The organism is Streptomyces sp. NPDC029292 (assembly GCF_055569295.1).
Window position 1 is genome coordinate 39,781 of sequence record NZ_JBVHXR010000001.1, and the last position, 22,427, is coordinate 62,207.

23 protein-coding genes are annotated in these 22,427 nt (G+C 70.5%); 9 read left to right on the top strand and 14 right to left on the bottom strand.

All coding sequences use genetic code 11. The annotated features are described in order from the left end of the window. Positions 1–37: 37 nt before the first annotated feature. On the bottom strand, positions 38–778 hold the full coding sequence (locus tag ACZ4WS_RS00210; RefSeq protein WP_467975787.1) for a TetR/AcrR family transcriptional regulator: 741 nt from the start codon (positions 776–778) through the stop codon (positions 38–40). Positions 779–897: 119 nt separating this feature from the next. Between ACZ4WS_RS00210 and ACZ4WS_RS00215 the strand changes: the two genes are divergently transcribed. From ACZ4WS_RS00215 to ACZ4WS_RS00225, 3 genes are all read left to right on the top strand, one after another. Beyond that, positions 898–2,391 carry an APC family permease gene (locus tag ACZ4WS_RS00215; RefSeq protein WP_467975789.1) on the top strand — a complete coding sequence of 498 codons (1,494 nt, stop codon included), beginning with the start codon at positions 898–900 and terminating at the stop codon, positions 2,389–2,391. 11 nt (positions 2,392–2,402) lie between these two features. After that, positions 2,403–4,034 (top strand): amidohydrolase, encoded by a 1,632-nt coding sequence (locus ACZ4WS_RS00220; RefSeq protein ID WP_467975790.1) that lies wholly within the window; start codon positions 2,403–2,405, stop codon positions 4,032–4,034. A gap of 215 nt (positions 4,035–4,249) precedes the next feature. Further along, the gene (locus ACZ4WS_RS00225) at positions 4,250–5,281 is read left to right on the top strand and encodes a 7-epi-alpha-eudesmol synthase (RefSeq protein WP_467975791.1); all 1,032 of its coding nucleotides are present in this window, start codon (positions 4,250–4,252) and stop codon (positions 5,279–5,281) included. Between the two features lie 193 nt (positions 5,282–5,474). On the opposite strand, the gene ykgO is transcribed toward ACZ4WS_RS00225, so the two are convergent. The 3 genes from ykgO to rpmG are packed head-to-tail and all read right to left on the bottom strand — an operon-like array spanning position 5,475 to position 6,106. After that, positions 5,475–5,597, bottom strand: coding sequence for a type B 50S ribosomal protein L36 (gene ykgO / locus ACZ4WS_RS00230; protein WP_054244622.1), 123 nt, complete (start codon positions 5,595–5,597; stop codon positions 5,475–5,477). 36 nt (positions 5,598–5,633) lie between these two features. Next, positions 5,634–5,894, bottom strand: a complete 261-nt coding sequence (locus ACZ4WS_RS00235; RefSeq protein WP_467975793.1) for a type B 50S ribosomal protein L31 — start codon at positions 5,892–5,894, stop codon at positions 5,634–5,636. A gap of 47 nt (positions 5,895–5,941) precedes the next feature. Continuing rightward, on the bottom strand, positions 5,942–6,106 hold the full coding sequence (gene rpmG, locus ACZ4WS_RS00240) for a 50S ribosomal protein L33 (RefSeq protein WP_467975794.1): 165 nt from the start codon (positions 6,104–6,106) through the stop codon (positions 5,942–5,944). 225 nt (positions 6,107–6,331) lie between these two features. On the opposite strand from rpmG, the gene ACZ4WS_RS00245 reads away from it, so the two are divergent. Continuing rightward, positions 6,332–6,691 (top strand): DUF6204 family protein, encoded by a 360-nt coding sequence (locus tag ACZ4WS_RS00245; RefSeq protein WP_467975796.1) that lies wholly within the window; start codon positions 6,332–6,334, stop codon positions 6,689–6,691. Positions 6,692–6,854: 163 nt separating this feature from the next. Then, positions 6,855–8,759, top strand: a complete 1,905-nt coding sequence (gene nhaA / locus ACZ4WS_RS00250) for a Na+/H+ antiporter NhaA (RefSeq protein ID WP_467975797.1) — start codon at positions 6,855–6,857, stop codon at positions 8,757–8,759. A 123-nt stretch (positions 8,760–8,882) separates the two neighbouring features. Here nhaA and ACZ4WS_RS00255 read toward each other — a convergent pair whose 3' ends face one another. The 6 genes from ACZ4WS_RS00255 to ACZ4WS_RS00280 all read right to left on the bottom strand — a co-directional run bounded on the left by ACZ4WS_RS00255 (position 8,883) and on the right by ACZ4WS_RS00280 (position 14,525). Further along, positions 8,883–9,776, bottom strand: a complete 894-nt coding sequence (locus ACZ4WS_RS00255; RefSeq protein WP_467975799.1) for an NAD(+)/NADH kinase — start codon at positions 9,774–9,776, stop codon at positions 8,883–8,885. Positions 9,777–10,120: 344 nt separating this feature from the next. Next, the gene (locus tag ACZ4WS_RS00260; protein ID WP_467975801.1) at positions 10,121–11,389 is read right to left on the bottom strand and encodes a cytochrome P450; all 1,269 of its coding nucleotides are present in this window, start codon (positions 11,387–11,389) and stop codon (positions 10,121–10,123) included. After that, positions 11,386–11,991 (bottom strand): GTP-binding protein, encoded by a 606-nt coding sequence (locus ACZ4WS_RS00265; RefSeq protein WP_467975802.1) that lies wholly within the window; start codon positions 11,989–11,991, stop codon positions 11,386–11,388. The genes ACZ4WS_RS00260 and ACZ4WS_RS00265 overlap by 4 nt, the downstream gene beginning before the upstream one ends. Then, the gene (locus ACZ4WS_RS00270) at positions 11,972–12,343 is read right to left on the bottom strand and encodes a DUF742 domain-containing protein (protein WP_467975804.1); all 372 of its coding nucleotides are present in this window, start codon (positions 12,341–12,343) and stop codon (positions 11,972–11,974) included. Before ACZ4WS_RS00270 ends, ACZ4WS_RS00265 begins: the two co-directional genes overlap by 20 nt. After that, the gene (locus tag ACZ4WS_RS00275; protein ID WP_028798637.1) at positions 12,340–12,750 is read right to left on the bottom strand and encodes a roadblock/LC7 domain-containing protein; all 411 of its coding nucleotides are present in this window, start codon (positions 12,748–12,750) and stop codon (positions 12,340–12,342) included. Before ACZ4WS_RS00275 ends, ACZ4WS_RS00270 begins: the two co-directional genes overlap by 4 nt. A 5-nt stretch (positions 12,751–12,755) precedes the next feature. Then, a complete protein-coding gene (locus ACZ4WS_RS00280) occupies positions 12,756–14,525 on the bottom strand; it encodes a sensor histidine kinase (RefSeq protein ID WP_467975806.1) in 1,770 nt (589 codons plus the stop codon). A gap of 312 nt (positions 14,526–14,837) precedes the next feature. Here ACZ4WS_RS00280 and ACZ4WS_RS00285 point away from each other — a divergent pair, with 312 nt between their 5' ends. Together ACZ4WS_RS00285 and ACZ4WS_RS00290 are read left to right on the top strand one after the other, a co-directional pair. Continuing rightward, the gene (locus tag ACZ4WS_RS00285) at positions 14,838–15,821 is read left to right on the top strand and encodes a hypothetical protein (protein WP_467975807.1); all 984 of its coding nucleotides are present in this window, start codon (positions 14,838–14,840) and stop codon (positions 15,819–15,821) included. 38 nt (positions 15,822–15,859) lie between these two features. Then, on the top strand, positions 15,860–17,239 hold the full coding sequence (locus tag ACZ4WS_RS00290) for a cytochrome P450 (RefSeq protein WP_467975808.1): 1,380 nt from the start codon (positions 15,860–15,862) through the stop codon (positions 17,237–17,239). 13 nt (positions 17,240–17,252) lie between these two features. Here ACZ4WS_RS00290 and ACZ4WS_RS00295 read toward each other — a convergent pair whose 3' ends face one another. Both ACZ4WS_RS00295 and ACZ4WS_RS00300 read right to left on the bottom strand, forming a co-directional pair. Continuing rightward, positions 17,253–17,588: a hypothetical protein gene (locus ACZ4WS_RS00295; RefSeq protein ID WP_467975810.1), complete on the bottom strand. Its 336-nt coding sequence runs from the start codon at positions 17,586–17,588 to the stop codon at positions 17,253–17,255. 234 nt (positions 17,589–17,822) lie between these two features. Continuing rightward, on the bottom strand, positions 17,823–19,415 hold the full coding sequence (locus tag ACZ4WS_RS00300) for a bactofilin family protein (protein ID WP_467975811.1): 1,593 nt from the start codon (positions 19,413–19,415) through the stop codon (positions 17,823–17,825). A gap of 221 nt (positions 19,416–19,636) precedes the next feature. On the opposite strand from ACZ4WS_RS00300, the gene ACZ4WS_RS00305 reads away from it, so the two are divergent. Together ACZ4WS_RS00305 and ACZ4WS_RS00310 are read left to right on the top strand one after the other, a co-directional pair. After that, a complete protein-coding gene (locus ACZ4WS_RS00305) occupies positions 19,637–19,999 on the top strand; it encodes a DUF1304 domain-containing protein (protein ID WP_467975812.1) in 363 nt (120 codons plus the stop codon). Continuing rightward, positions 19,996–20,550 (top strand): TetR/AcrR family transcriptional regulator, encoded by a 555-nt coding sequence (locus tag ACZ4WS_RS00310; protein ID WP_467975814.1) that lies wholly within the window; start codon positions 19,996–19,998, stop codon positions 20,548–20,550. The genes ACZ4WS_RS00305 and ACZ4WS_RS00310 overlap by 4 nt, the downstream gene beginning before the upstream one ends. Before the next feature lie 4 nt (positions 20,551–20,554). Here ACZ4WS_RS00310 and ACZ4WS_RS00315 read toward each other — a convergent pair whose 3' ends face one another. Then, entirely contained in the window at positions 20,555–21,409 is an 855-nt protein-coding gene (locus ACZ4WS_RS00315; protein ID WP_467975815.1) for a hypothetical protein, read from the bottom strand. Between the two features lie 69 nt (positions 21,410–21,478). After that, positions 21,479–22,426: a GlxA family transcriptional regulator gene (locus ACZ4WS_RS00320; protein ID WP_467975817.1), complete on the bottom strand. Its 948-nt coding sequence runs from the start codon at positions 22,424–22,426 to the stop codon at positions 21,479–21,481. Position 22,427: the final 1 nt, after the last annotated feature.

Genomic DNA, 22,427 nt, shown 5'->3' on the forward strand with positions numbered 1-22,427 from the left:
GTCGGGATGTTGTACAGAGTTGACGGCCGGGCGGTCCTCAGTGTGACGGGCGGGCGTTCTGCTGCGCGGTGATTTCCTCCAGACGGGCCGCCGCCGCGGTCAGCAGCATGTCGAGCGCCACGGGATACCCGCTGCGCCGCATGTCGACCACCAGATGGCGGGCCGTCGCCGCGATGTGCGGGTGGGTGTCGGCGGGCAGCCGGGCGTACGTCGTCCGCCACACGCCCGCCTCCGCCTCGCGCGCGGCCCGTGGGAGGGCGAGGCCCGCCGCGTCGAGGGCCGCGAACGACAGCGCCTGGTCGACGAACGCGTGGTAGATCCGTACGGCGTCGGGATCGGGGAAGCCCGCGCCGCGGAGCACGCCGAGGATCGCCTCCACGGCCTCGATCTCGTGGACCCTGCCCGTCACACGGTAGGAGCTGAGCACCGCGGCCTGCGGATGGGCGAGGGATCCGGAGTGCACCCGCAGGCCCAGGTCCCGCAGGTCGGCGCGCCACTCCCCGGTGGGGTGCCAGGCGCGCAGCGTACGGCCGATGAGTTCGTCGGCGATGGCGAGCAGCAGGTCGTCTGTGTCGCGGAAGTACCGGTACAGGGCGCTGGGATCGGCGCCGAGGGCGAGGCCGAGGCGGCGGACGGTGAGGGCGTCGGCGCCGTGCTCCTTGAGCAGCCGCAGCGCCGTCTCGACGATCAGCTCCTCCGAGAGCACGACGCCCGACTTGGTGGGGCGCCTGCGCCGCCGGGCGGCGGGCGGGACGACTCGGTCGTTCGTGGACGTCATGGGGCTCTCCCTCCGGTGCGGGCACCTTATGTCAACAGCGTTGACCTGTTAAGGCTCCGGGCAGTTTCATTTCCGGTCATCGGGCCGGAATCAGGCCCCGGGTGCGATCGGAGCAGGCCATGACGCAGCAGCCGTACGGTGTGGATCCCCCGTCCCTGCGCAAGACCCTCGGTGTCGTCGACGGCGTCGCGATCGCCGCGTCGAGCACGGCGGCGACCACCAGCATCGGCATCGGGATCGGGGTGACGGCCGGGGTGGTCGGGCTGCATCTGCCCGCGATCATGCTGCTGGCCTTCCTGCCGATCCTCGGGATCGCGGGCGCCTACTCCCGGCTCAACCGGGTCGAGCCGAACGCGGGCAACGGCTATGTGTGGGTGGGCCGTTCGCTCACCCCCTGGCTCGGTTTCCTGGTCGGCTGGGTGAGCATCGTGGCCACGGTGGCGTTCCTCGCGTACACCACGGCCGTGACCGGTTCGGCGATGCTCCAGCTCGCCGGTGAGGCCGGGCTGCACCGGGTGGCGGGTCTCGCGCTCGATCCGGGCTCCACCGCCCAGACCACCGCGGTGGGCATCCTGGTCCTCGTCGGCGTCACGCTCACCGCGATCACCGGCGTCAAGACCGCCGCGCGGCTGCAGAGCGGATTGCTGGTCTTCGAGTACGTCGTCCTGCTGGGCTTTTGCGGATACGGCATCGTCACCGGCCCGCACCCCTTCAGCCCGAGCTGGTTCGACCCGTTCGCGATCCCCTCGGCGTCGGCGCTCGCGCAGGGGCTGCTGCTGTCGGTGTTCTGTTACTGGGGCTTCGAGGCGGCGTTCACCGTGAACGAGGAGGTGCGCGATCCGCGGGACGCCTCGCGGGCCGGGACCATCACGCTGGTGACGATGCTGGGGCTGTTCCTGCTCGGCTCCATCGCCTTCCAACGCGTGCTCTCCGAAGAGGAGTTGGCCGGGCACGGCGCCCAGGGGCTGGCGTTCTTCGGCGACCGGCTGGCCTCCCAGCCGCTGGCCGCGCTGCCGCTGGTGGCCCTGATGTTCTCGGCCGTCGCCTCGCTCCAGGCCGGGGTGATCCCGACGGCTCGCGGGATGTTCGCGATGAGCCGGGACCGTACGCTCGGGCCCGTGTGGTCGAAGGTCAGCGCCCGGTACGGGACTCCGGCGACCGGGACGCTGCTGATCGGCGCGCTGGCGACGGCCGTGGCCGCGCTCGCCCTGGTGATCCCCCGGCTCGCCGACATGATCATGGCGACGGTCAACGCGGTCGGGATCGTCGTGGCCCTCTCCTACGCGCTCACCGGCCTCGCGGCCGCCGCCCGCTTCCGGGGGCTGCTGCGCGAGGACTGGCGGCAGGGGATACGGGCCGTGGTCCTCCCCTCTTTGAGCGCCGCGTCGCTGCTCGCGCTGGGCGGCTACCTCGCCTGGTCCTTCTACACCTCCACGGACCACTTCGAAGTCAGCGCGGACAACGGGTGGTTCCTGCTGCTCACACCCGCTTTGATGATCGTCTCCGGTTTTGTGGCCGCCGCGTGGGCGAAGTGGGTCCGCAAGTCCCCGTACTTCCTTACGGGACATGGCACCGACGCCGACGCGCCCCAGTTGCTGGCCACACCCAACTAAGGAAACAGAACATGCACGCAGACCTCCTCTTCACCGGCGGCCCGGTCCTCACGCCCGAGGGCCGCACCGCGACGGCCGTCGCCGTCACCGGCGACCGGATCACCGCCGTCGGGAACGCCGAGGTCCACGACCTGATCGGCCCCCGGACCGAAGTGGTCGACCTGGCCGGACGGCTGCTCCTGCCCGGCTTCCAGGACGCGCACGTCCACCCGGTGCCGGCGGGCCTGGAGCTCACCCAGTGCGACCTGACCGGGGCGAAGACGGCCGAGGACACCGTCGCCGCCGTCCGCGCGTACGCCGACGCGCACCCCGACCGGGAGTGGATCACGGGCGGCGGCTGGTCCATGGAGGCCTTCGAGGGCGGTACGCCGGCCAAGGAGCTGCTGGACGCGGTCGTACCGGACCGGCCGGTGTATCTGCCCAACCGGGATCATCACGGCGCCTGGGTCAACAGCCGCGCCCTGGAGCTCGCGGGCGTCACACGGGACACGCCCGACCCGGCCGACGGGCGGTTCGAGCGGGACGCGTCGGGCGAGCCCACCGGCATGCTCCAGGAAGGAGCCATGCAGTACGTCGGCCGGATCACGCCCGAGGCCACCCCGGCGGACCGGCTCGCCGCGCTGCTGCACGCCCAGCGGCATCTGCACGCGCTCGGTATCACCGCCTGGCAGGACGCGCTCGTCGGCGCGTTCCTGGGCATGGACGATCCGTCGGAGGCCTATCGGGCGGCGGCCCGGGACGGTTCACTGACCGCGCGTGTGGTCGGCGCCCTGTGGTGGGACCGCGAGCGCGGGGCCGAGCAGATCCCCGAACTCGTCGAGCGGCGGGCCGCGTCGAGCCACGGCCGGTTCCAGGCGACCAGCGTCAAGCTGATGCTCGACGGGGTCGCCGAGAACGGCACCGCCTCCTTGCTCGACCCCTATCTGGACAAGTGCGGCTGCGCCACCGCCAACCGGGGCAAGAGCTTCATCGACCCGTCCCACCTGCCCGCGTACGTCACCGAGTTGGACGCGCTCGGATTCCAGTGCCACTTCCACGCGCTGGGCGACCGGGCCGTACGCGACGCCCTGGACGCCGTCGAGGCGGCACGCGAGGCGAACGGGCCGAGCGACACGCGTCCGCACCTGGCCCACCTCCAGGTCGTGCACCCCGACGACGTGCCCCGTTTCGCGCGCCTCGGCGCCACGGCCAACATCCAGCCGCTGTGGGCCGCACACGAGCCGCAGATGGACGAGCTGACCATCCCCTTCCTCGGGCCCGAACGCGCCGCCTGGCAGTACCCGTTCGGCGCGCTCCTGCGCTCCGGGGCGAGGCTCGCGGCGGGCAGCGACTGGCCCGTCAGCAGCCCGGACCCGCTCCAGGGCATCCATGTCGCGGTCAACCGTGTGGAGCCGGGTGAGTCGGGTCCGGTGTTCCTGCCCGCCGAGCGCATCGGCCTCACCGCCGCGCTGACGGCGTACACCGCGGGATCGGCGTACGCGAACCATCTCGACGACACCGGAAGCGTCCGGGAGGGGGCGCTGGCGGATCTCGTCGTGCTGGACCGCGACCCGTACGCCGGACCGCCGGAGGCGATCGCCGAGACGAAGGTCGCGCTCACCTATGTGGGCGGTGAGCGCGTGTACGGGGCGCCCGACGCCTGACTCCACCTGCGGCAGGGCGAGTTGAGCGAGTTCACACCCGCATCACGCGTTGCAGATCTCACACCATAGATCGTTTAGGCTCTGGGCAGTCTCGAAGCGCACTTTTGAGTCATCAACTGGCGACTCATTCAGAGCAGTTCGAGTCAGCGGGCGTCAATTCCGATCGCCCGCTCGCAGGGGCGGGGGCCTGTGAATCGTCTCTAGAGAGGACGCGAATGCCGCAGGACGTCAGGTTCGACCTCCCCTTCAAGACCCCGGTCAGCGAACACCTGGAGTACGCCCGAGAGCGCCACCTGCGCTGGGTGTGGGACATGGGACTGGTACGCAGCCAGGCCGGGTTCGAGGAGTACCAGTCCTGGGACCTCCCCCAGGCGGCGGCCCGAACCTACCCCCACGCCTCGGCCGACGACATGGTCGTCCTGATGAACTGGTTCTCCCTGGCCTTCCTGTTCGACGACCAGTTCGACAGCCAGAGGCCCGACCGCGCGGACCGCATAGCGGAGGTCGCACGGGAGTTGATAGCCACCCCGCTGCGGCCCGCCGGAACTCCGCCCCGAGCGGTCTGCCCGATCACCGTGGCCTGGGCGGAGGTCTGGGGACATCTCTCGGACGGCATGTCGCTGACCTGGCGCACGCGGTTCGCGGCCTCCTGGGGCCGCTTCCTCGTGGCGCACACCGAGGAGGTCGACCTGGCGGCCCGGGGCCTCGCGGGCACTCTCGGCCTGGAGGAGTACGCCGAGTTCCGGCGCCGCACGGTGGGCATCCACCACAGCATCGACGCCGGTGAGCGCAGCCGTGGCTTCGAGGTGCCGCCGCAGGTGCAGGCACATCCGCTGATGGTCCGCATGCGGGACCTGGCCGCGGACACCATCGGGTTCATGAACGACATCCACTCCTTCGAGCGCGAGAAGCGCCGAGGAGACGGCCACAACCTGATCGCCGTACTGCACCGAGAACGCGCCTGCACCTGGGAGCAGGCCGCCGCGGACGCGTACCGGATGACCACGGACTGCCTCGTCGAGTACCTCGAACTCGAAGCCCGGGTACCGGAGATGTGCGAGGAGCTCGGTCTGACCGCCGAGCAGCGCGTCCAGGTGCGAATGGGCGTGGAGGCGATCCAGCACTGGATCAACGGCAACTACGAGTGGGCGCTGACCTCGGGCCGGTACGCCGCCGCGAAGGAAGGCCCGGCTGTCACCGCCGAGTTGGCGGGCAAGGGCTCGCTGGACGATCTGCTCGCGGTGTGACCGACCGTTTCTGCCCGGCCGGATGCTCCCGCCGGGCAGAAACGCCGACCTGGCCACGGCCTGGCGCCCGCTGATGATGACGGGCGACCAACTCGCCTCCACGTATGCATAGAAGCGGGACACGGTGGAGGCGGCCGGCCCGGTTCTCGCGCCGTGCGAGGACCGGGCCGGCCGTCATCTCCCCGAGGGAGTGTCAGCCCTGGCGGGCCTTGAACCGCGGGTTCTTCTTGTTGACGACGAAGACCACGCCCCGCCGACGGACCACCTGGGCCCCGGGCTTGGACTTCAGCGAACGCAAGGACTTGCGCACCTTCATCACTCTGCTCTCCTCCTGCTGAGCACCGGCCCGCGGTCAGCGCCGCGCCGATGCCACACGGCCATAACGCCGCTCGAAGCGCTCCACACGGCCGGCGGTGTCCACGACCCGCGAGGCCCCGGTGTAGAACGGATGGCTCGCCGACGAGATCTCGACATCGATGACCGGGTAGGTGTTGCCGTCCTCCCACTCGACCGTCCTGGCCGACTGCGCGGTCGAACGAGTCAGAAACGCTGCGCCTGCGGCGTGGTCGCGGAAGACGACCGGCCGGGATACGGGGTGGATACGGGGCCTCATGCGGTTTCCTTCTCTGTGGCTGTCCGCCCGGTGGCGCCGGGCTCGGTTCAGCGTTCCTCGCGGAACGGGACGTGCTCGCCGGCCACCGGGTCGTACTTGCGCAGGACGAGCCGGTCGGGGTCGTTCAGACGGTTCTTGCGCGTCACATAGGTGACGCCGGTCCCGGCCGTCGACTTCAGCGTGACGACGGGACGCGCACTGTTGCGTGCCATGAGGTCCTCCTTCCGCCCACACACGCGATTTTGACTCGCGCATGTCAGTTCTGTGTCTTGTAACAGCGGCCTTGGTCGTCGCATTCCCGCCTGGCAGTGCGGCAGGCGAAGCTCTCTGCAGGTCCCGGGTCCCGCGGCAGGCTGACGCCGCGGACGCACCAGACCGGCCGTGAGCTGCACAAAACTCGATGGAACCGCACCGATCCCACTGCCTAGGGTGGGGCGATGACCACTCGCACATTCCGCATCACCGTCCGCGGCATCTTCGACGCACTCAGCACCGACCAACGCGCCGAACTCCTGGCCCGTGCGACGGAGCACGACGTACTACGCGCCGCCTTCACCCCCGAGGGACACCTCAGCTACGACCTTGCCGCCCGATCCGCCTTCACCTTCCGGTTCCTGGACTCGGGAGAGAGCGAGGAGGACATCCTGGAGGCGACCGAACGCGCCGAAACGGCCGCCGAAGCGTGGCTGACCCAGCGGGGCTACGGCTACAAGAACCTCAGGTCCCAGGCCGAGGACCTCTCCCAGGCGCCCCTCGGCAAACGACAGCGCCGCGCCGCCGCCCGCGAGAACGGCTGACCCCGGAGCACAGCCGCCATCCGGCCCTTCCGCTCCTCGTCCCAGCCCGCCCCTTCTCCGCGCATACAGTGCGAGCCGACGGTGTTGACCGGCGCAAGGACGCGGCCGTGTCGCACCAGCACTTCGCCGAGAAGCGGATCACTCGCGGAGCGAGAATCAGGGAGTGACTGTGCCACCTGAGAGCTCGCCCCTGTCGGAACAGACCCTGTGCGGCAAGGATGCTCGCAGTCCTGTGCGGGCGTTCCTGCACACCGAGACCGGCAGTGCCGCGGTGCTGCTCGGTGCCGCGCTGGCGGCGCTCGCTTGGGCCAACATCGGACCCAGCTCATATGAGACGTTCTGGAGCACCGATCTGTCGGTGCGCATCGGATCGGGCGGGGTTTCCCTGGATCTGCGCGAGTGGGTGAACAGCGGCCTGATGGCGCTGTTCTTCTTCGTCGTCGGCCTGGAGGCACGCCGTGAGTTCGACATGGGCGAGCTGCGAGAGCGGCGACGGGTCACCCTGCCGCTGCTTGCCGGGCTCAGCGGCATGCTCGTCCCCGTCGCGATCTACCTGGCCGTCAACGCGGGTGAAGACTCCGTCCACGGCTGGGGCGCCGCCATGTCGACGGACACGGCCTTCGCGCTGGGCATGCTGGCCGTCTTCGGGGCAAGGCTGCCCTCCGGCCTTCGGGTCTTCATCCTCACCGTCGCCGTCGTCGACGACTTCCTGGCCCTGGCCGTCATCGCCGTCGCCTACAGCGGATCGATCGCCCTGCCCGCACTGCTGACGGCGCTCGGCCTCTTCGCGTTCGTCCTGGTGGTGCGGCGCACCATCGGAGCGCGGATCCCCGCCTTGTACGGAGTGCTGGGCGTGGCGGTCTGGGTGGCGCTCATGAAGTCGGGTGTGGACCCGGTCGTGACCGGCCTCGGGATGGGCATGCTGACCTACGCGCGCCCGGCGGAGCGCCTCGACCTGGAACACGCCAGCAGGCTGTTCAAACGCTTCCGCGAGCAGCCGACCCCGGAACTCGAGCGGACCGTACGCCGCGGGATCGCCTCGACGCTCTCACTCAATGAGCGGCTCCAGCGGATGTACCACCCATGGACGAGTTACGTGATCGTGCCACTGTTCGCGCTCGCCAACGCCGGCATCACCATCAGCGGCAACCAGTTGGCCCACGCCTTCACCTCGCCGATCACCCTCGGCGTTCTCCTCGGCTTCGTGCTCGGCAAACCGCTCGGCATTATCGGCGCGACCTGGCTCACGACGCGCGCCGGTCGAGGACGCCTTCACCCTCCGGTCGGCTGGGGTGCCATCACCGCGGGCGGCACCCTTGCCGGGGTGGGTTTCACCGTGTCCCTGCTGATCGCCACACTCGCTTTCGAGGGTGCCCGACTGGAAGAGGCGAAGATCGGCATCCTTGCCGCCGCGGTCTGCTCGTTCCTCCTGACCTGGCTGGTCACCCGGGTGATCGGCGCCCTTCCCCGGCGTTCCCGTGCCCGGGCCCTCCTCGGCACAGGCGAGGCCATCATCGATCTCAGTGACCCCGTCGACGTGGACCGCGACCATGTACGCGGCCCCCTGCACGCGCCTGTGACGCTCGTGGAGTACGGGGACTTCGAGTGCCCCTACTGCGGGCTGGCCGAGCCCGTGGTGCGCGAGCTGCTCGCGGACTTCGGCGACGTGCGCTACGTGTGGCGGCATCTGCCGCTGATCGATGTGCACCCCAACGCCCAGCTGGCCGCGGAGGCCGCCGAGGCCGCGGCCCGCCAGGGCGGCTACTGGGAGATGCACGATCTGCTGCTGGAGCATCAGGGGGATCTGCGGCCCAAGGATCTGCTCCGCTACGCCGAGGAGATCGGTCTCGATGTCGACCGCTTCCGCAGTGACCTCCGAGCCGGCGCGGGTGCCGCCCGGATCGCCGCGGATGTGGAGTCCGCCGATCTCAGCGGTGTGTCGGGCACACCGACGTTCTTCGTCAACGGCCGCCGCCATCACGGCGCCTACGACATCGCCACGCTGTCCGCGGCGGTCCGCGCCGCGAGGGAACGGGCGGCGCTGACGGGGGCGGGCCACAAGGGCTGACGTCGGCTCAGTACCGCCAAGCGGCTTCCCTCGGTGCGGCCGCTCTGATCAGGATTCGCGCCGCGCTCTGGAAGCCGTGAGCAGCACGTTGGGCAGGTCGGCTTCCGTCGCCGCCCGCAGCGTTCACTGCGCAGACGTGCCGTCGGAAGCTTGGTGGCCCGCTTCCACACTGCCTTTGATGCCGAGCTTTCTGCGCGCCCGCTGGTAGAAGGTCGTGCCGCCGAGGCGTACCACTTGAGCCGCCGCGGGAGACGCCGTCACCGTGATCCGGTCGTCCGCGTTGAGGTAGCCGACCACTTCACCGTCGACCTCGACGGCAAGACGCCCTGTCGTAGGGAGCAGTTCGAGTGTGACATCCTCGTCCGCCGGCAGGACGAGCGCTCTGTCGAACGACGAGTGGGCGCTGGCGGGGACGACGAGGATGGCCTCGACTCTGGGCGACATGATGGGGCCGCCCGCGGCGAAGCTGTACGCCGTTGATCCGGTCGACGTGGCGACGACGACCGCGTCGGCTGCGTATCGGATGAACTCGTTGCCCTGGAGGCGGATCGCGATGGCGGCAAGTCCGCTACCGGGTACACGTACGAGAGCGATGTCGTTGAACGCGCGGACCTCGCGCCCGTCCGGGAGGCGGGTCCGTACGGCCATGCGGGGCTCGGTGTTGTAGTGGCCCTGGTCGACTCTGTCCAGCGCCATGGGCAGGTCGTCGACGTCGATCTCGGCGAGGAAGCCCAACCGGCCCAGGTTGACGCCGAGTACGGGGGTGGCGGTGCCAAAGAGCAGTCGCATGGCGCGGAGCATGGTTCCGTCACCGCCGAGGCTCACGACCAGTCCGGCCCGGGCGACGAGGGCCTGCGCCGGCACGGACACGGCGCTGCAGTCGATACGGCCCACCTCGTCCGGCAGCCCCAACACCTCGGTCTGGCTCTTACGGGCCCATTCAACGACCGATTCGATGACCGGCCCCGGGTTGCGTCTGGGATGCAGGATCAGGCCGATCGATCCGATCAGGCCCATGAGGAGTCCCCTTCCGTCGGTACGCACGCCAGGTCCGAGTCGTCGATCGTCGTCCAGCCGCACGACCTCCCGCCGGACCCGCCAGCCGGCTCCGAGCCGACCGGTGCCGACACCACACGGCGGCTTGGCTGCCGTCAGCCGCCTGCCGGGCTCGCCAGCGGACGATGCGGCGGGCCAGGCCTGATACGAACCTATCCCGCCGCCTCTGCCCGGTACGGCATTCGGGCCGGGCCTGTGTGCTTACTGCCCGATTGCCGCAGCGAGGGTCCCCGGGCAGCCCGGCAGCGTCCGCTGTCGCCCGCAACGCTCACGGGGAGCCACGCGCGTCGTGGCTCCCCCTGCGCTCACACCCCGGCGGTCTGCGCCGCGAACTCGACCGGCAGGGAGTCGAGACGCGCCTCCCAGGTGGAGGCGGTCGAGGTGAGCTCGTCCGGCGACACGGCCAGGCGCAGTCCCGGCAGCCGGTGCAGCAGGACGTCGACGGCCGTCTCGATGATGGCCTGCCCGATGTTCTGGCCGGGGCACTCGTGCGGGCCCCCGCTGAACGCGAGGTGCGACTGGTTGCCGTCCAGGGAGACACCCGCGTCGGGCCGGATCTCCGGGTCGAGATTGCCCGCGGTGAGCCCGAGGACCAGCAGATCGCCCTCCTTGATGTGCAGGCCGCCGAGTTCGAGGTCCGCGGTGGCGAAACGCCCCGGAAGGACGGCCAGCGGCGGGGTGTTCCACATGACCTCCTCGACGACGGCCGAGATGTTCAGCTGTCCGCTCACGAGCCCGGCGAGCCGGGAGGTGTCGGTGAGGATCAGCTGCAGCACCCGGGCCAGCAGATTGCTGGTGGTGGTGTGCGCGGTGATCAGCACCAGGCGCAGATGATTGAGGATCTCGTCGTCGTCGAGGTCGGCGTGGTGCTCCAGCAGTCCGGAGGTGAAGTCGGAGCCGGGCTCGAGGCGCTTGCGCTCGGCGAGTTCCCCGAGGATCGCCATGATGCGGCCGTTGTGGATGAGCGCGTCCTCGCCACCCTTGATCACATGGGCACAGGACATGGCCAGGTTGCGACCCTCGCCCTCGGCAAGCCCGAAGACCCTGGTCAGGACGAGCATCGGAAGGTACTCGGCGTACTCCGCCACCAGATCCGCGCTCCCCGCCTCCGCGAACGCGTCGATCTGCTTGTTCGCGAAGTGCGTGACATGACGGCGGATGCCGCGCCCCGCCATGGCCTGCAGATTGTCGGTGACCGCGCCGCGCAGCCTGCGGTGCGGCTCGCCGTCCTGCGACACGCAGTCGGGGCGCCATCCCACCATCTGCATCAGCGGGGAGGCGTTGTCGACGCGCCCTTCCTTCCAGTCCCGCCAGATACGCGAATCCCTGCTGAACTGGCGGGGGTTGTCGAGCACCCGCCGGTTCTCGCGGTAGCCGAGGACCAGCCAGGCGGGAACGTCGCCCTCCAGCAGTATGGGAGCGACGGCACCGTGCTCCTTGCGCAGCCGCACGTAGATGCCGTGCGGGTCGAGCGCCGCCTCCGGCCCGTACAGCCGGGTGAGGTCGCCCGCGCCGCCGTGCGCGACGGGGCAGCCGCGGGGCGCGTCGGGACCGTTTAAGGGCTGATCGTTCATCGGGGCTCCAGAGCGACGGCAGAGCGTTCCTTGAGGTGACGTATCAGCGCGATGAGTACGTCTCGGCTGGATCCCCGGTCGCGCGCGTCGCAGGCCACGATCGGGGTGTGCGGGGAGATGTCCAGGGCGTCGCGGATCTCTTCGATCGGATGTTCCTGGGAGTCGGGGAAGACATTCAGGGCGATGACGAAGGGCACGTTCTGCCGCTCCATCTCCTCGATGGCCCGGAAGCTGGAGGCCAGCCGCCGGGTGTCCACCAGGACCACGGCACCGAGGGCGCCCTTGAACAGACCGTTCCACAGGAACCAGAACCGCTCCTGCCCCGGCGTCCCGAACAGGTAGAGCACCAGCTCGTCGTTGATGCCGATCTTGCCGAAGTCGAGGCTGACGGTGGTCTCCTGCTTGTCCGCCACCCCGATCAGGTTGTCGACGCCCACGCTGGCCTGCGTCAGTGTCTCTTCGGTGGTGAGCGGCTTGATGTCGCTGACCGAGCGCACCATGGTGGTCTTTCCGGTGCCGAAGCCGCCGGCGATCATCACCTTCACCGAGCGGGTGCCCCCGGCCGTCTGCCGGTCGGGATGGTCAAAGCCTTTGAAGTCCACTGAGTACCTCCTCAAGGAGCGCGAGGTCGGGCCCGCTGCCGGCGCCGGACGCCGGGATGGGATTACGGGCTTCGACGCCGCCTGCGTCCAGCAGATCGGCCAGGAGCACCGCGAGAATGTTGAAGGGCAATCCGAGGTGGGCGCCGAGTTCGGCCACCGACAGCGGATCGCGGCAGCGCCGGATGATGTCCTCGTGCTCGTGCTGCATGCCCGGAGCGGGGGCGGCGCGGGAGACGATGAGGGTCGCCACGTCAAGACTCGACGCCGAACCGCCCGGTCCGCTGCGGCCACCGGTGAGGACGTAGTAGCGCTCGAGACCGGACGGGTCCGTGGGCCGACGGGGAGCACTCATCCAGAGTGCTCCTCCAGGCGCGGAGTGGTGCCGAGGAGCTCACCCATCCTGCGGGCCAGATCCCTCATCTGGTGACCGAGAAGACCCTGGTCGAGGCCTTCCTTGGCAAGTACTCCGAGGTACGTCTCCACGCCGGCCCGCACCACGAACAGGTGGCCGCCGTCGACCTCGATCATCGCCAGCCGCAGCTGCCCCGCGTACTGGGGGAACTGCTCGGCCACCGGCTGGGCAAGCGCCTGCAGGCCCGCGACCACCGCCGCGAAGCGGTCCACGTCGTCGGGGTCGTCGGCACCGTAGGAGGTGATGGCCTTGCCGTCACTCGATGCCACGAGGGCGAAGCGGATCTCCTGGATGCTCTCCGTCAGGTCGCGGAGCGCCCAGCTCACGTCGGTTCCCTGTTGCGTCATGTGGACTAGTCGCTCTCTTCAGTGCGGTGCTCGTTGAACTCGGATCCGGCGGTCGTCTCGCCGCCGGGTGCCGGGTCGCGGTCCGCGGTCGTCTCGCGATGGGGGTCCCCCCGGTCGAGCGAAGACGAGACTGGGGGCGGGTCGCTCTCGCGTCCGGCGGTGGCGAAGGCGGCGAGGCCGGTGAAGGACGCGTCCGGCGGTACGGCGGCCACGGTGTCCTCGGTCCGCTCGGCGGGCCTCGGCCGCGGCACCGACGTCTCACTCCGCTTGCTCCGGCGCCGGGGCAGGCCACCGGGCGTGGTGTCCACGGCTTCGGCGGTGTCGACGGACGCGGCGGCCGGGGCCGGCTCCGTGCTCGGCTCGGCCACGGCGGCCGGGGCCGGCTCCGTGACGGCGGCGGGCAGCTGGCTGAAGTACTTGTGGGGAACCACTACGACCACCGAGGTGCCGAGCCAGGGCGAGTCCGCGAAGGTGACGCGGATGCCGTAGCGACGTGCCAGGGCCCCCACCACGCGCAGACCGAGGTTGGCGTCCTCCGACAGGCCGCCGAGTCCGGGGCCCGGCGCGGTGCCCGCGAGCGAATGCTCGGCCTCGAGCTTCTTCTCCTCGTTGAGGCCCTTGCCCGCGTCCTGGATCTCGATGCCGACGCCGTTGGGGACTTCCTTGCCGGAGACGACCACGGGCTCGGTGGGCGGCGAGTAGCGCGCCGCGTTGTCGAGGAGGTGGGCGAAGATCAGCGTGAGGTGGTCGACCAGACCGCCGTCGACGCCGAGTTCGGGCAGGTGACGGACCTGAATGCGGTCGAAGTCCTTGATGCGGCCGATGCCGCCGCGGACCACGCTGAGCAGCCGCTGCGGTTCCTGCCACTGGCGTCCGGGCCGGTCCGAGCCGCCGAGCACGCCGATGGAGGCGGCGAGACAGTCGGCGGGGCCGATCTCCTGGTCCAGTTCCATCAGGCCCTGGGCCACCGCGGGCAGCCGCCCGTGTTCGCCCTGCATCTCGTGCAGGCGCCCGCGCAGCTTGCTGGTCAGTACGTGGATACGGCTGCCGATGCTGATCACGGCCTGCTCGGCCGACGTGGAGCGGTCGAACTCCTCCTCCACGCCGATCAGCGCGGTCCTGAGGACCTTGCGCAGCTCGGCCCGCAGTTCGGGGCTCGCGTCCCGTTCCCCGGCGACCGACGGCAGGATGTCGTCGATGGCGTCACCGGCGCGCAGCCGCTTGAGCGCGTCGGGCAGATAGACGTCACCGAGGCGGGCGATCACGGCCTGCTGGCGGTCGAGTTGCTCCTGCCAGACCTGCGCCTCATCGGCGAGCCGGGACTCATAGCCCTGAGCCTCACCGGTGAGCCGGGCCTCGTAGGCCTTGGCGTCTCCGGCGAGCCGCGTCTCGTAGGCCTTGGCGTCCTCGGCGAGCCGCGTCTCGAAGATCTGGGCCTGCTCGGCCAGTTGAGCCTCCAGCGCGGAGCGCTCGGCCGCGGACTTCCGCTCCAGACCGGCCACATGCTGCTGCCACTGCTGCGAGTGCTCGGCCTGTGAGGTCCGGAACTCGCCGGTGGCACGGCGCAGTTGGCTCTGGGTGCGGACGAGGAGCCGTACACAGACGGCACTGGCCGCGGTGGCCGCGGCACCGGCGAACGTCGCGGGTATCTGGACCTGGTCGGGTCCGGCGACGGCGGTGGCGACGGTTCCGGCACCTAAGGCGAGTGGCATCAGCCACCAGCTGTACCAGGCGACCGGTGCCCGCGCCGCCGGGGGCGGAGTGGCAAGTTCCATCTGCATCCTTCGAAAGCAACACGATCGAACGGGGGGGTATGCGGGCGCCGTATGCATCAAGCACGCAGCTCGAGGCGACCGAGTGTGTTCGCGTCAACTCGCAGCGCCGCAGGGGAGCTTATCGGGTTTGAGATCGAAAGGATCAACTCCCCTCCGCATAGCGGCGACTGTTCGGTCACGCTCCGCCAAGAGTGATCAAATCGACCAATACGTTCACCAATACCGCAAACTTGATCACCCAGAGCCATTCACAATTGTTGACACCCTGCTTCGCGGTGCCCCAAGATCTGGCACACGGTGGCCATCGTCGCCATGGCCACGCTGTTCCGGGCCGCCGACCTGACCGGCCCCACCCATGCCGCCCGCCCGCTCTCGTTCGCCACCTCGTACGCGTACGTCCCCGCCGCGCTCGCCTGCGAACTGGTCTACCTCACCGCCCTGGTCGCCGGCATCGTCGCCACGGTGCGCCAGTGCCGCGGGCCCGACGGCGTGATCGCTCTGCCCGAACGTCCCGAACTGGCCCGCAGTCTCCGGCTGTTCGCCGCAGCCGTCGCCCTCGACCTCGCCTACGTCGCCTGCACCGCCACCGCGGTGCTCGCCGCGGCGCGCGGCGAGCACCGGCTCGACTTCCTCGCCGCGCTCGGTTCCCTCGCCAACGGCACCAGCGCCCTGGTCGCCAGCTACGGCCTGGCCAAACCGGCGCTCGCCGCCCGGGCCGCCGAGCGCCGCGACCACGAGATCCTGCTCCGCCTGTGGGCAACCGTCATCGCCGCCCCCAGGTCCCCCGCGCCGCGGCCCGCCCGCTGGTGGAACAGCCGATACGCCCTCACCGACCTCATCGTCGACATCCTCGACGGCATCCGCGCCCTGCACCCCTGGATGAGCCCCGCACCCGCCCAGGCCGTGGACGACCTGACGCCGGACACCAGGGCGGCGAAGCCCCGCCCGGCCCGCGAGGCCGACGCGCCGTACCAGCCCGACGCAGCCGTGGATCTCCTCGCCGTCAAGGCCGCCGCCACGCTCCGCCACGCGCACGCGTCGTGCGCCGCCGCGCAGCCGGTCGCCACCCCGTCCGGCGGTGCGGCCTGGCCATTCGCCTCGGCCGCGAGCGGCATTCCGGCCACGGGCGAGCGCGCCCACCTCGGTCAGGTGGCACGTCACCTGAACCATCCGATCGTGGTCGCTGCCCTGCACCGCACCACGACCGGAGCCACTCTCACGGGATCGGCACGGCGGACAGATGTCCAACAACACGCAGTGGGACGGGATTACGACGGGCTGCGAGAAGGGAAGTGATCTGGGCGCCATCTCCGTGAAGGGACTGACTGAACCCCGTGACCACCATCGCGCCTCCCCCCATACCCAAGGCGGCGGGATCGCTCCCGTTGCTCGGCCACGCGATTCCGCTCCTGCGCGACAACCTTGCCTTCATCGCCTCGCTGCGCGACTACGGGCCCCTCGTTGAGATCCGCCTGCAGCCCCAGCAGCCGACGATCGTCGTCAACGACCCTGCGTTGATCCGGACCATGCTGGTCGACCTCGCACCCACCCTCGACAAGGGCCGCTTCTTCGAGAAGATGGGCGTGCTGCTCGGCGACAGCGTGGTCACCGCGGCCGGTTCCGCTCACGTGCGCAAGCGCCGCCAGCTCCAGCCCGCTTTCCGCCCCAACGGGATCCCGCGGTACGTCGACCTCATGCGCGAGCAGGTCACCTCGACCACGACGGGCTGGAGGGCGGGCCAGGTCCTCGACGTGCGCGAGGTGATGGTCAAGCTGTCCCTCGACATGCTCTCCGCGACGGTCTTCTCCGGCAGCATCGATGAGCAGGCCTTTCACCAGCTGCGCCGCGACCTGTCCGTGGTGATGAACGGCGTCGGCACCCGGATCATGCTGCCGGACTGGGCGGAACGGCTGCCGCTGCCCGCGAACCGGCGATTCACCGCTGCCCGGGACGCCGTCCGCGCCACCATCGGCGAGGCCGTCGACGAGCTGCGCGCCTCCGGTCTCGACACCGGCGACATGCTCTCCCTGCTTCTCCAGGCGCAGGACGAAGAGAGCGGCCAACCGCTGACCGGGCACCAGATCTGCTCCGAGATCCTCACCCTCGCCGTGGCCGGCACCGAGACCACCGCGTCCGTGCTGTCCTGGGTCTTGTACGAGCTCGCCCGCAACCCCGATATCGACGAGCGCGTCCAGACCGAACTCGACGATGTCCTCGGCGACCGGCCGGTCACCTTCGACGACCTGTCCCACCTGCCCTACCTGGGCCGCGTCATCACCGAGGCACTCCGGCTGCATCACACCGGCTGGCTCGTCACCCGCCGGACCCTGCAGGCGACCCGCATCGGCGCGTGGGAGATCCCCGCCGGGACCGAACTGGCGTACTGCCAGCACGCCCTGCACCGCGATCCCGAACTCTTCCCCGATCCGCTGACGTTCGACCCCGACAGGTGGCTGGGCGACACCCAGCCGCCGCTGTCCGAGGGCGCGTTCCTGCCCTTCGGTGCGGGCAAGCACAAGTGCATCGGCGACCGGTTCGCGCAGGCCGAACTCACCACGGCGATCGCCACCCTCACCCGGGCCTGGCGGCTCGAACTCGCTCCCGGCCAGAGCATTCGTCCCGTGGCCCGCGCCACCGTACGGCCCAGCACACTGCAGATGACCGTACGGCCCCGCGAGCGGGCGCGGCAGACATCACACGCCACGGAGGCGTGATCGCGGCGAGGCGTCACTGGGTGCGGCCGTGCCCACTCCCCCAAGGGGTACGGCCGCCCTGCACTCCTGGATCGAGCCGAGGATGGTCGACGGCGGCAAGCACGACGGTCACGAGTTCCAGGAGCAGGTCAGGACTCCGGCCGACGTCGTCCGTGCTCCGCGCCGCCACCGACTCCACGCCGCGCTCCCGCACTTCGGCCACCTTCTTCAGTATCAGCAACTGCTGGAGAAGGGGCCGGACATACCCGGCCAGGGCCTCGCCCTCGCTGAGCGAGCAGAAACCCACTGGGACGCCGAAGAACCGTTCCAGACGGGCGGCGAGGTCCCGCCCCGGCTCGCTGTGGCGCAACGCCCGTGGCGTAGCTGACGGTTTCCACGTCCAGCAGCCGCTCCCAGGAGAGGCCGAGGGCCCCGAGGAGTGCGGTCCCCTCCTCCAGCACGGCGGTGAACTCGTCTTCCTCCACAGCGGTCGGCTCGGTGGCATCGTTCACCAGTGACTCTCCAGGGTGGCCCGGCGCGACGGAGGGGTGCCACAGGCTACCGCGCGTGCGGTCGCCGAGGTGAGCGGCCGCATCTCAGGTGATCACGCCCTGCGGAGCATGCGGTTGGCGCCCGCGGCGGCCGTGGTCGCCAGCAGCCAGCCCAGGCAGACGAGGACGACGGCCGCCCACTGGAGTCCGCCGCGGGGGCTGAACGCCTGCTCCTGTCCGAAGTCGACCAGCGGCAGCACCAGGTCGAAGGTGTAGATGGCCGCCTGGAAGTGGGGCGGCTTGCCCGGGTCGACCGCCTGCGGCGGCCACTTCGTGAACACCAGGCTGCCGCTCAGCATGATCGCGCACAGCCACCACACGGCGCGCATCGGCCGGTAGCCGTATCCGACGGTGACCTCCTGGAGGCGGCCCCACACACGGCCCGGCCACGCCAGCGTGGTGCGCAGCCGCCGCTGTTTGGCGACCAGCACCGTACGGGCGTCGCCGTCACGGCCGTGCAGGCGGTAGGCGGCGGCGAGTTGCTCGTACGGCTGCGGGGTGAAGCCCTCGGGGTCGCGGGCGAGCAGGGGAAGCCGTTGTACGGCGGGGAGTTGGGGCAACAGGCTCTCGTAGACGACTCCTTCGAGGCGTACCGCGCTCGGCCAGCTCTCCGGTGTCCCGCGCACTATGGTCAGCCGGGTGTGGCTGAGGTCGACGGTGCCGTGCACGGGCTCGCGGGGCCGCAGATGGAGTTCGGAGGCGGTGGAGCGGCGGCAGGTGAGGGCGGGTGCGCCGGACGGTACGTCGATGACGGCGTCCTGGAAACAGACCCGGCTGCGCACGGTGATGCTGCTGAGCGTGACCCGGCCGCGCGCGGTGAACCCGTCGCAGCAGTTGAACACGGCACCGACGTCTATGCCGTGGGCACGCAGCGCGGGTCCGTGTTCGGCGGTGAGCAAGGCTCCCTCGAAGAGGGCGCCGCCGCCCACCCGGGCGTCGCACAGATCGACGGTGCCTTCGGCGACGAGTCCGCCGCGGCAGTTCAAGTCCCCTCCTATGTGCAGCCTGTTGGCCTTGAGCGCCGTCCCCGACGGGTTGAGCAGCTCGGCGCGCTTGAGCACGACGCTGCCGCGTACGGAGGTGTCCCGCAGGTCCGTGCAGCCGTCGACGCGCAGCCCCGTCCCGGCCTGGATGTCCCCGCCGATGGTGGCGCACAGCAATTGCAGCGCCCGTTCGCCGCGTCGTTCGCCGTGCCCGGTCAGGTGGCTGTTCTCCAGGTGCAGGGTGCCTCCGATCGAGGCGCCGTAGAGATCGATGGGCCCTTCCACCCGGCATCCGGAGATCTCGCACTTCCAGCCGATCGAGACGCCCACCGCCGACAGTCCGGGCAGCACGCAGTCCCGCATCTCCAGGGCACCCAGCGAGGCGCCGTCGAGACAAGGGGCCTGCTCGAAACGGCAGTTACGCAACCGTAAGGTGCCGGCGACGACGGCCTCGGCCAGGTCGAGCCGCCCGGTGATCCGTACGTTCCTGAGCCTCAGCCGCGGCAGATGTCCCGGCTCGGGCGGCGGCGGCGCCAGCAGCAGCCTCCGTACGACGGAGGCCCGGACCTCGCCCCGGTCCGCGTACCACTCCCCCCTGCGGAAAGCGGCCCACATCCCCCGCTCGCTTCCGCTCCATCCGTTCGGCGCGAGGCTGCCCGACACGTCAACTCCCCCTTCGGCAACGGAAACCGGTTGCATCGCTACCCCGGGGGCGCGCGGGACAACCTGAGGCGCCCGTCACCTCTTGCCTGTCACCTCTTGCCTGTCACCTCTTGCCTGTCACCTCTTGCCTGTCACCTCTTGCCTGTCACCTCTTGGACAGATGTCCAGCTATAGTAGACACCTGTCCAAGAAATGACCGCGTACGAGGGAGCCTGCTGACGATGGAGACGGTCGCGAACGTGCTGGTGGGCCTGGTGGCCGCGCTGCACGCGTACATCCTGGTGCTGGAGATGTTCCTGTGGCAGAAGAAGCCGGGTCGGGGCCTGCACGGGTTCGACGCGGAGATGGCGCGGGCGACCGCGCCGATGGCGGCCAACCAGGGCCTCTACAACGGGTTTCTGGCGGCAGGCCTGGTCTGGGGCCTGATCGCCGCCGATCCGACCGGCTTCCGCGTGCAGGTCTTCTTCCTGGCGTGCGTCGTCGTCGCGGGTGTCTACGGAGCGGTCACCGCGAACCGCCGCATCCTCTTCGCGCAGGCACTGCCCGGCGCGCTCGCCCTGGCCGCCGTCCTCCTCGCGCGATGACGCCCGAGGACCCGCGGGCCGCCCGCACCCGGGCGAAGTTGCGGCGGGCGCTGCTGGAGGAGTGCGCGGAGCGGCCGCTGGAGGAGGTCGGCGTCGCCGCGCTGGTGCGGCGGGCCGGAGTCGGCCGGGCCACCTTCTATGTGCACTACGCCGACCTGGAGGCGCTGGCCGTCGACGCCTGCGCCGATGTCGTACGGGACGCAGTGGAGGCGCTGCACGCGTGGCGCGGGCGGCCCGACCCGGTGTCCGCGCCGCCCGCCCTCCTCACGTTCTTCACCGAGCTGGAACCGCATGCCGCCCTCTACCGCGCGCTGCTGAGCCCGGGCGGCGGCGGCCCGCTCGGGCGCGTGCTGCACCGGGATCTGCGCGCCCGCAGCCTGGCCGAGCGCACCCTTGTGGGCGCCCCGGACGCCCCGCTCGTCGCCTCCGCCGTGGCCGCCACGTTCGCGGGGGTCCTGGCCGACTGGCTGCACGGTCTGCTGGAGGGCAGCCCGCAGGACATCGCCCATCAGGTCTGGCAACTGCTCGTCGCCCTGCACATGAGCCGGTGACGCCTCACATGCAGCCCACCCGATCCTTCGTCGCGGGCCAGGCTTCCACCCCGTTGGGGGTGCGGACGTACGCCGTGGCCTTGTCGGCCGCCAGCCACAGTTCCCAGTCGCCGAAGTGGTATCCGGTGTCACGGGCGTCGGCGGGCATACGGACGTCTCCGTCGTACGGGGCGGTGAGCGACTCGGTCCCGAGCACCCCGTGCGGGTCGCGCGCGTACTGCTTGCTCTTCTCGCCATATCCCAGGCCGAGGAAGTGCACGCTCTCCCAGTCGCAGTGCTCCGCACCCGCGGAGCTGCTCACCACGGAGGTGGGCACGCGGTTGCCGTCGCGGTCGAGCCAGATCTCGTACGACTTCGAGTCGGTGAAGCTCGCCGGGAGTTCGGCCGGGTCGCAGGAGGCGCTGGTCTCCGGGCCCCAGCCGGGGCGGTTCGGCTGGTCCTTGGCGACGACGACGGCGACCTTGGTCCTGCCCTTGACGTCGTACGAGAACAGGACGCGGTCTCCTTCCTTGCGCTCCACCCGGTAGCCGCTTTCCGGCACCTCGGGCTGATACATGTTGAAGTACGCGTTCAAGCCCTCCTCCGGCGTCGAGCCGCCGTCACCCTTGCTCCACCCATCGCCCCCAGTGCCCTCGTAGATCCCGTGGTCGCATTCCAGGGCCTGGCCGGCCGAGCCCGAACTCCGCTCGGCCTCGCGCGGACTGCCGTCGGCGCTCTCCTTGAACGGCAGGTCCAGCCGCCCGGCGTACGGCGTGGCCGGGGGCGTCCCGGTGACGACGAGGTCGTCACGCATCCCGTCGTCGCACCCCACCGCCGTCAGACCGACCAGCACCACCGTCGCCACGATTCCCTTGCGCATCCCCACCCCTGTTCCTCCGACTCGCGTGTGCCCTCCTACGACGCACGAGTGGCCGGGATCGTTCGGTGGCTAGCGGGTCGCCTGGAACGTACGGCGGTACGCCTGCGGTGAGACGCCGATCGCCGCGTTCAGATGCTGGCGCAGCGAGGTGCCGGTCGCGAAGCCGACCTCGCCCGCGATCTGGTCCACCGACAGGTCGCTGGACTCCAGCAGATGGCGGGCCCGGGCGACCCGCTGCTGGATGAGCCAGCGGCCGGGGCTCATGCCCACCTCGTCGTTGAACCGGCGGGCGAAGGTGCGCAGGCTCATCCGGGCGTGGCCGGCGAGATCGGTGAGTGTCAGCGGGTCGTCGAGGCGCGCCAGGGCCCAGGCGCGGGTGGCGGCCGTGCTCGTCGCCGAGGGTTCCGGGACGGGCAGCTCGATGTACTGGGCCTGGCCGCCCTCCCGCAGTGGCGGGACGACACAGCGCCGGGCCACCTTGTTGGCCAGCTCGCTGCCGTGGTCCTTGCGGAGGATGTGCAGGCAGACGTCGATGCCGGACGCGGCGCCGGCCGAGGTGAGGACCGAGTCGTCGTCGACGAACAGCACGTCCGGGTCCAGCGACACACGCGGGAACAGACGCCGGAACTCGTCGACCACCTGCCAGTGCGTGGTCGCCCGATGCCCGTCCAGCAGACCCGCCGCCGCCAGGACGAACGCACCCGTGCAGATGGAGACGAGGCGGGCGCCGGGCCGGATCAGCGCGAGCGCGGCGGTGAGCTCGTCGGAGGGTTCCACGACGAGCCTCGCCGGAGCGATCGCCGCGATCACCACCGTGTCCGCCGTGGACAGCGCCTCGGGACCATGGTCGACGGTGACCGAGAAATCGGCGCTGGTGCGGACCGGCCGTCCGTCGACGGTGCAGGTCACCACCTCGTACCGGCCGTCCGCCGCGCCGAAGATCCGGCTGGGGATGCCCAGCTCGAAGGGGTAGACGCCGTCGAGCGCCAGGACCACGATCCGTTCCACATGCCGCATG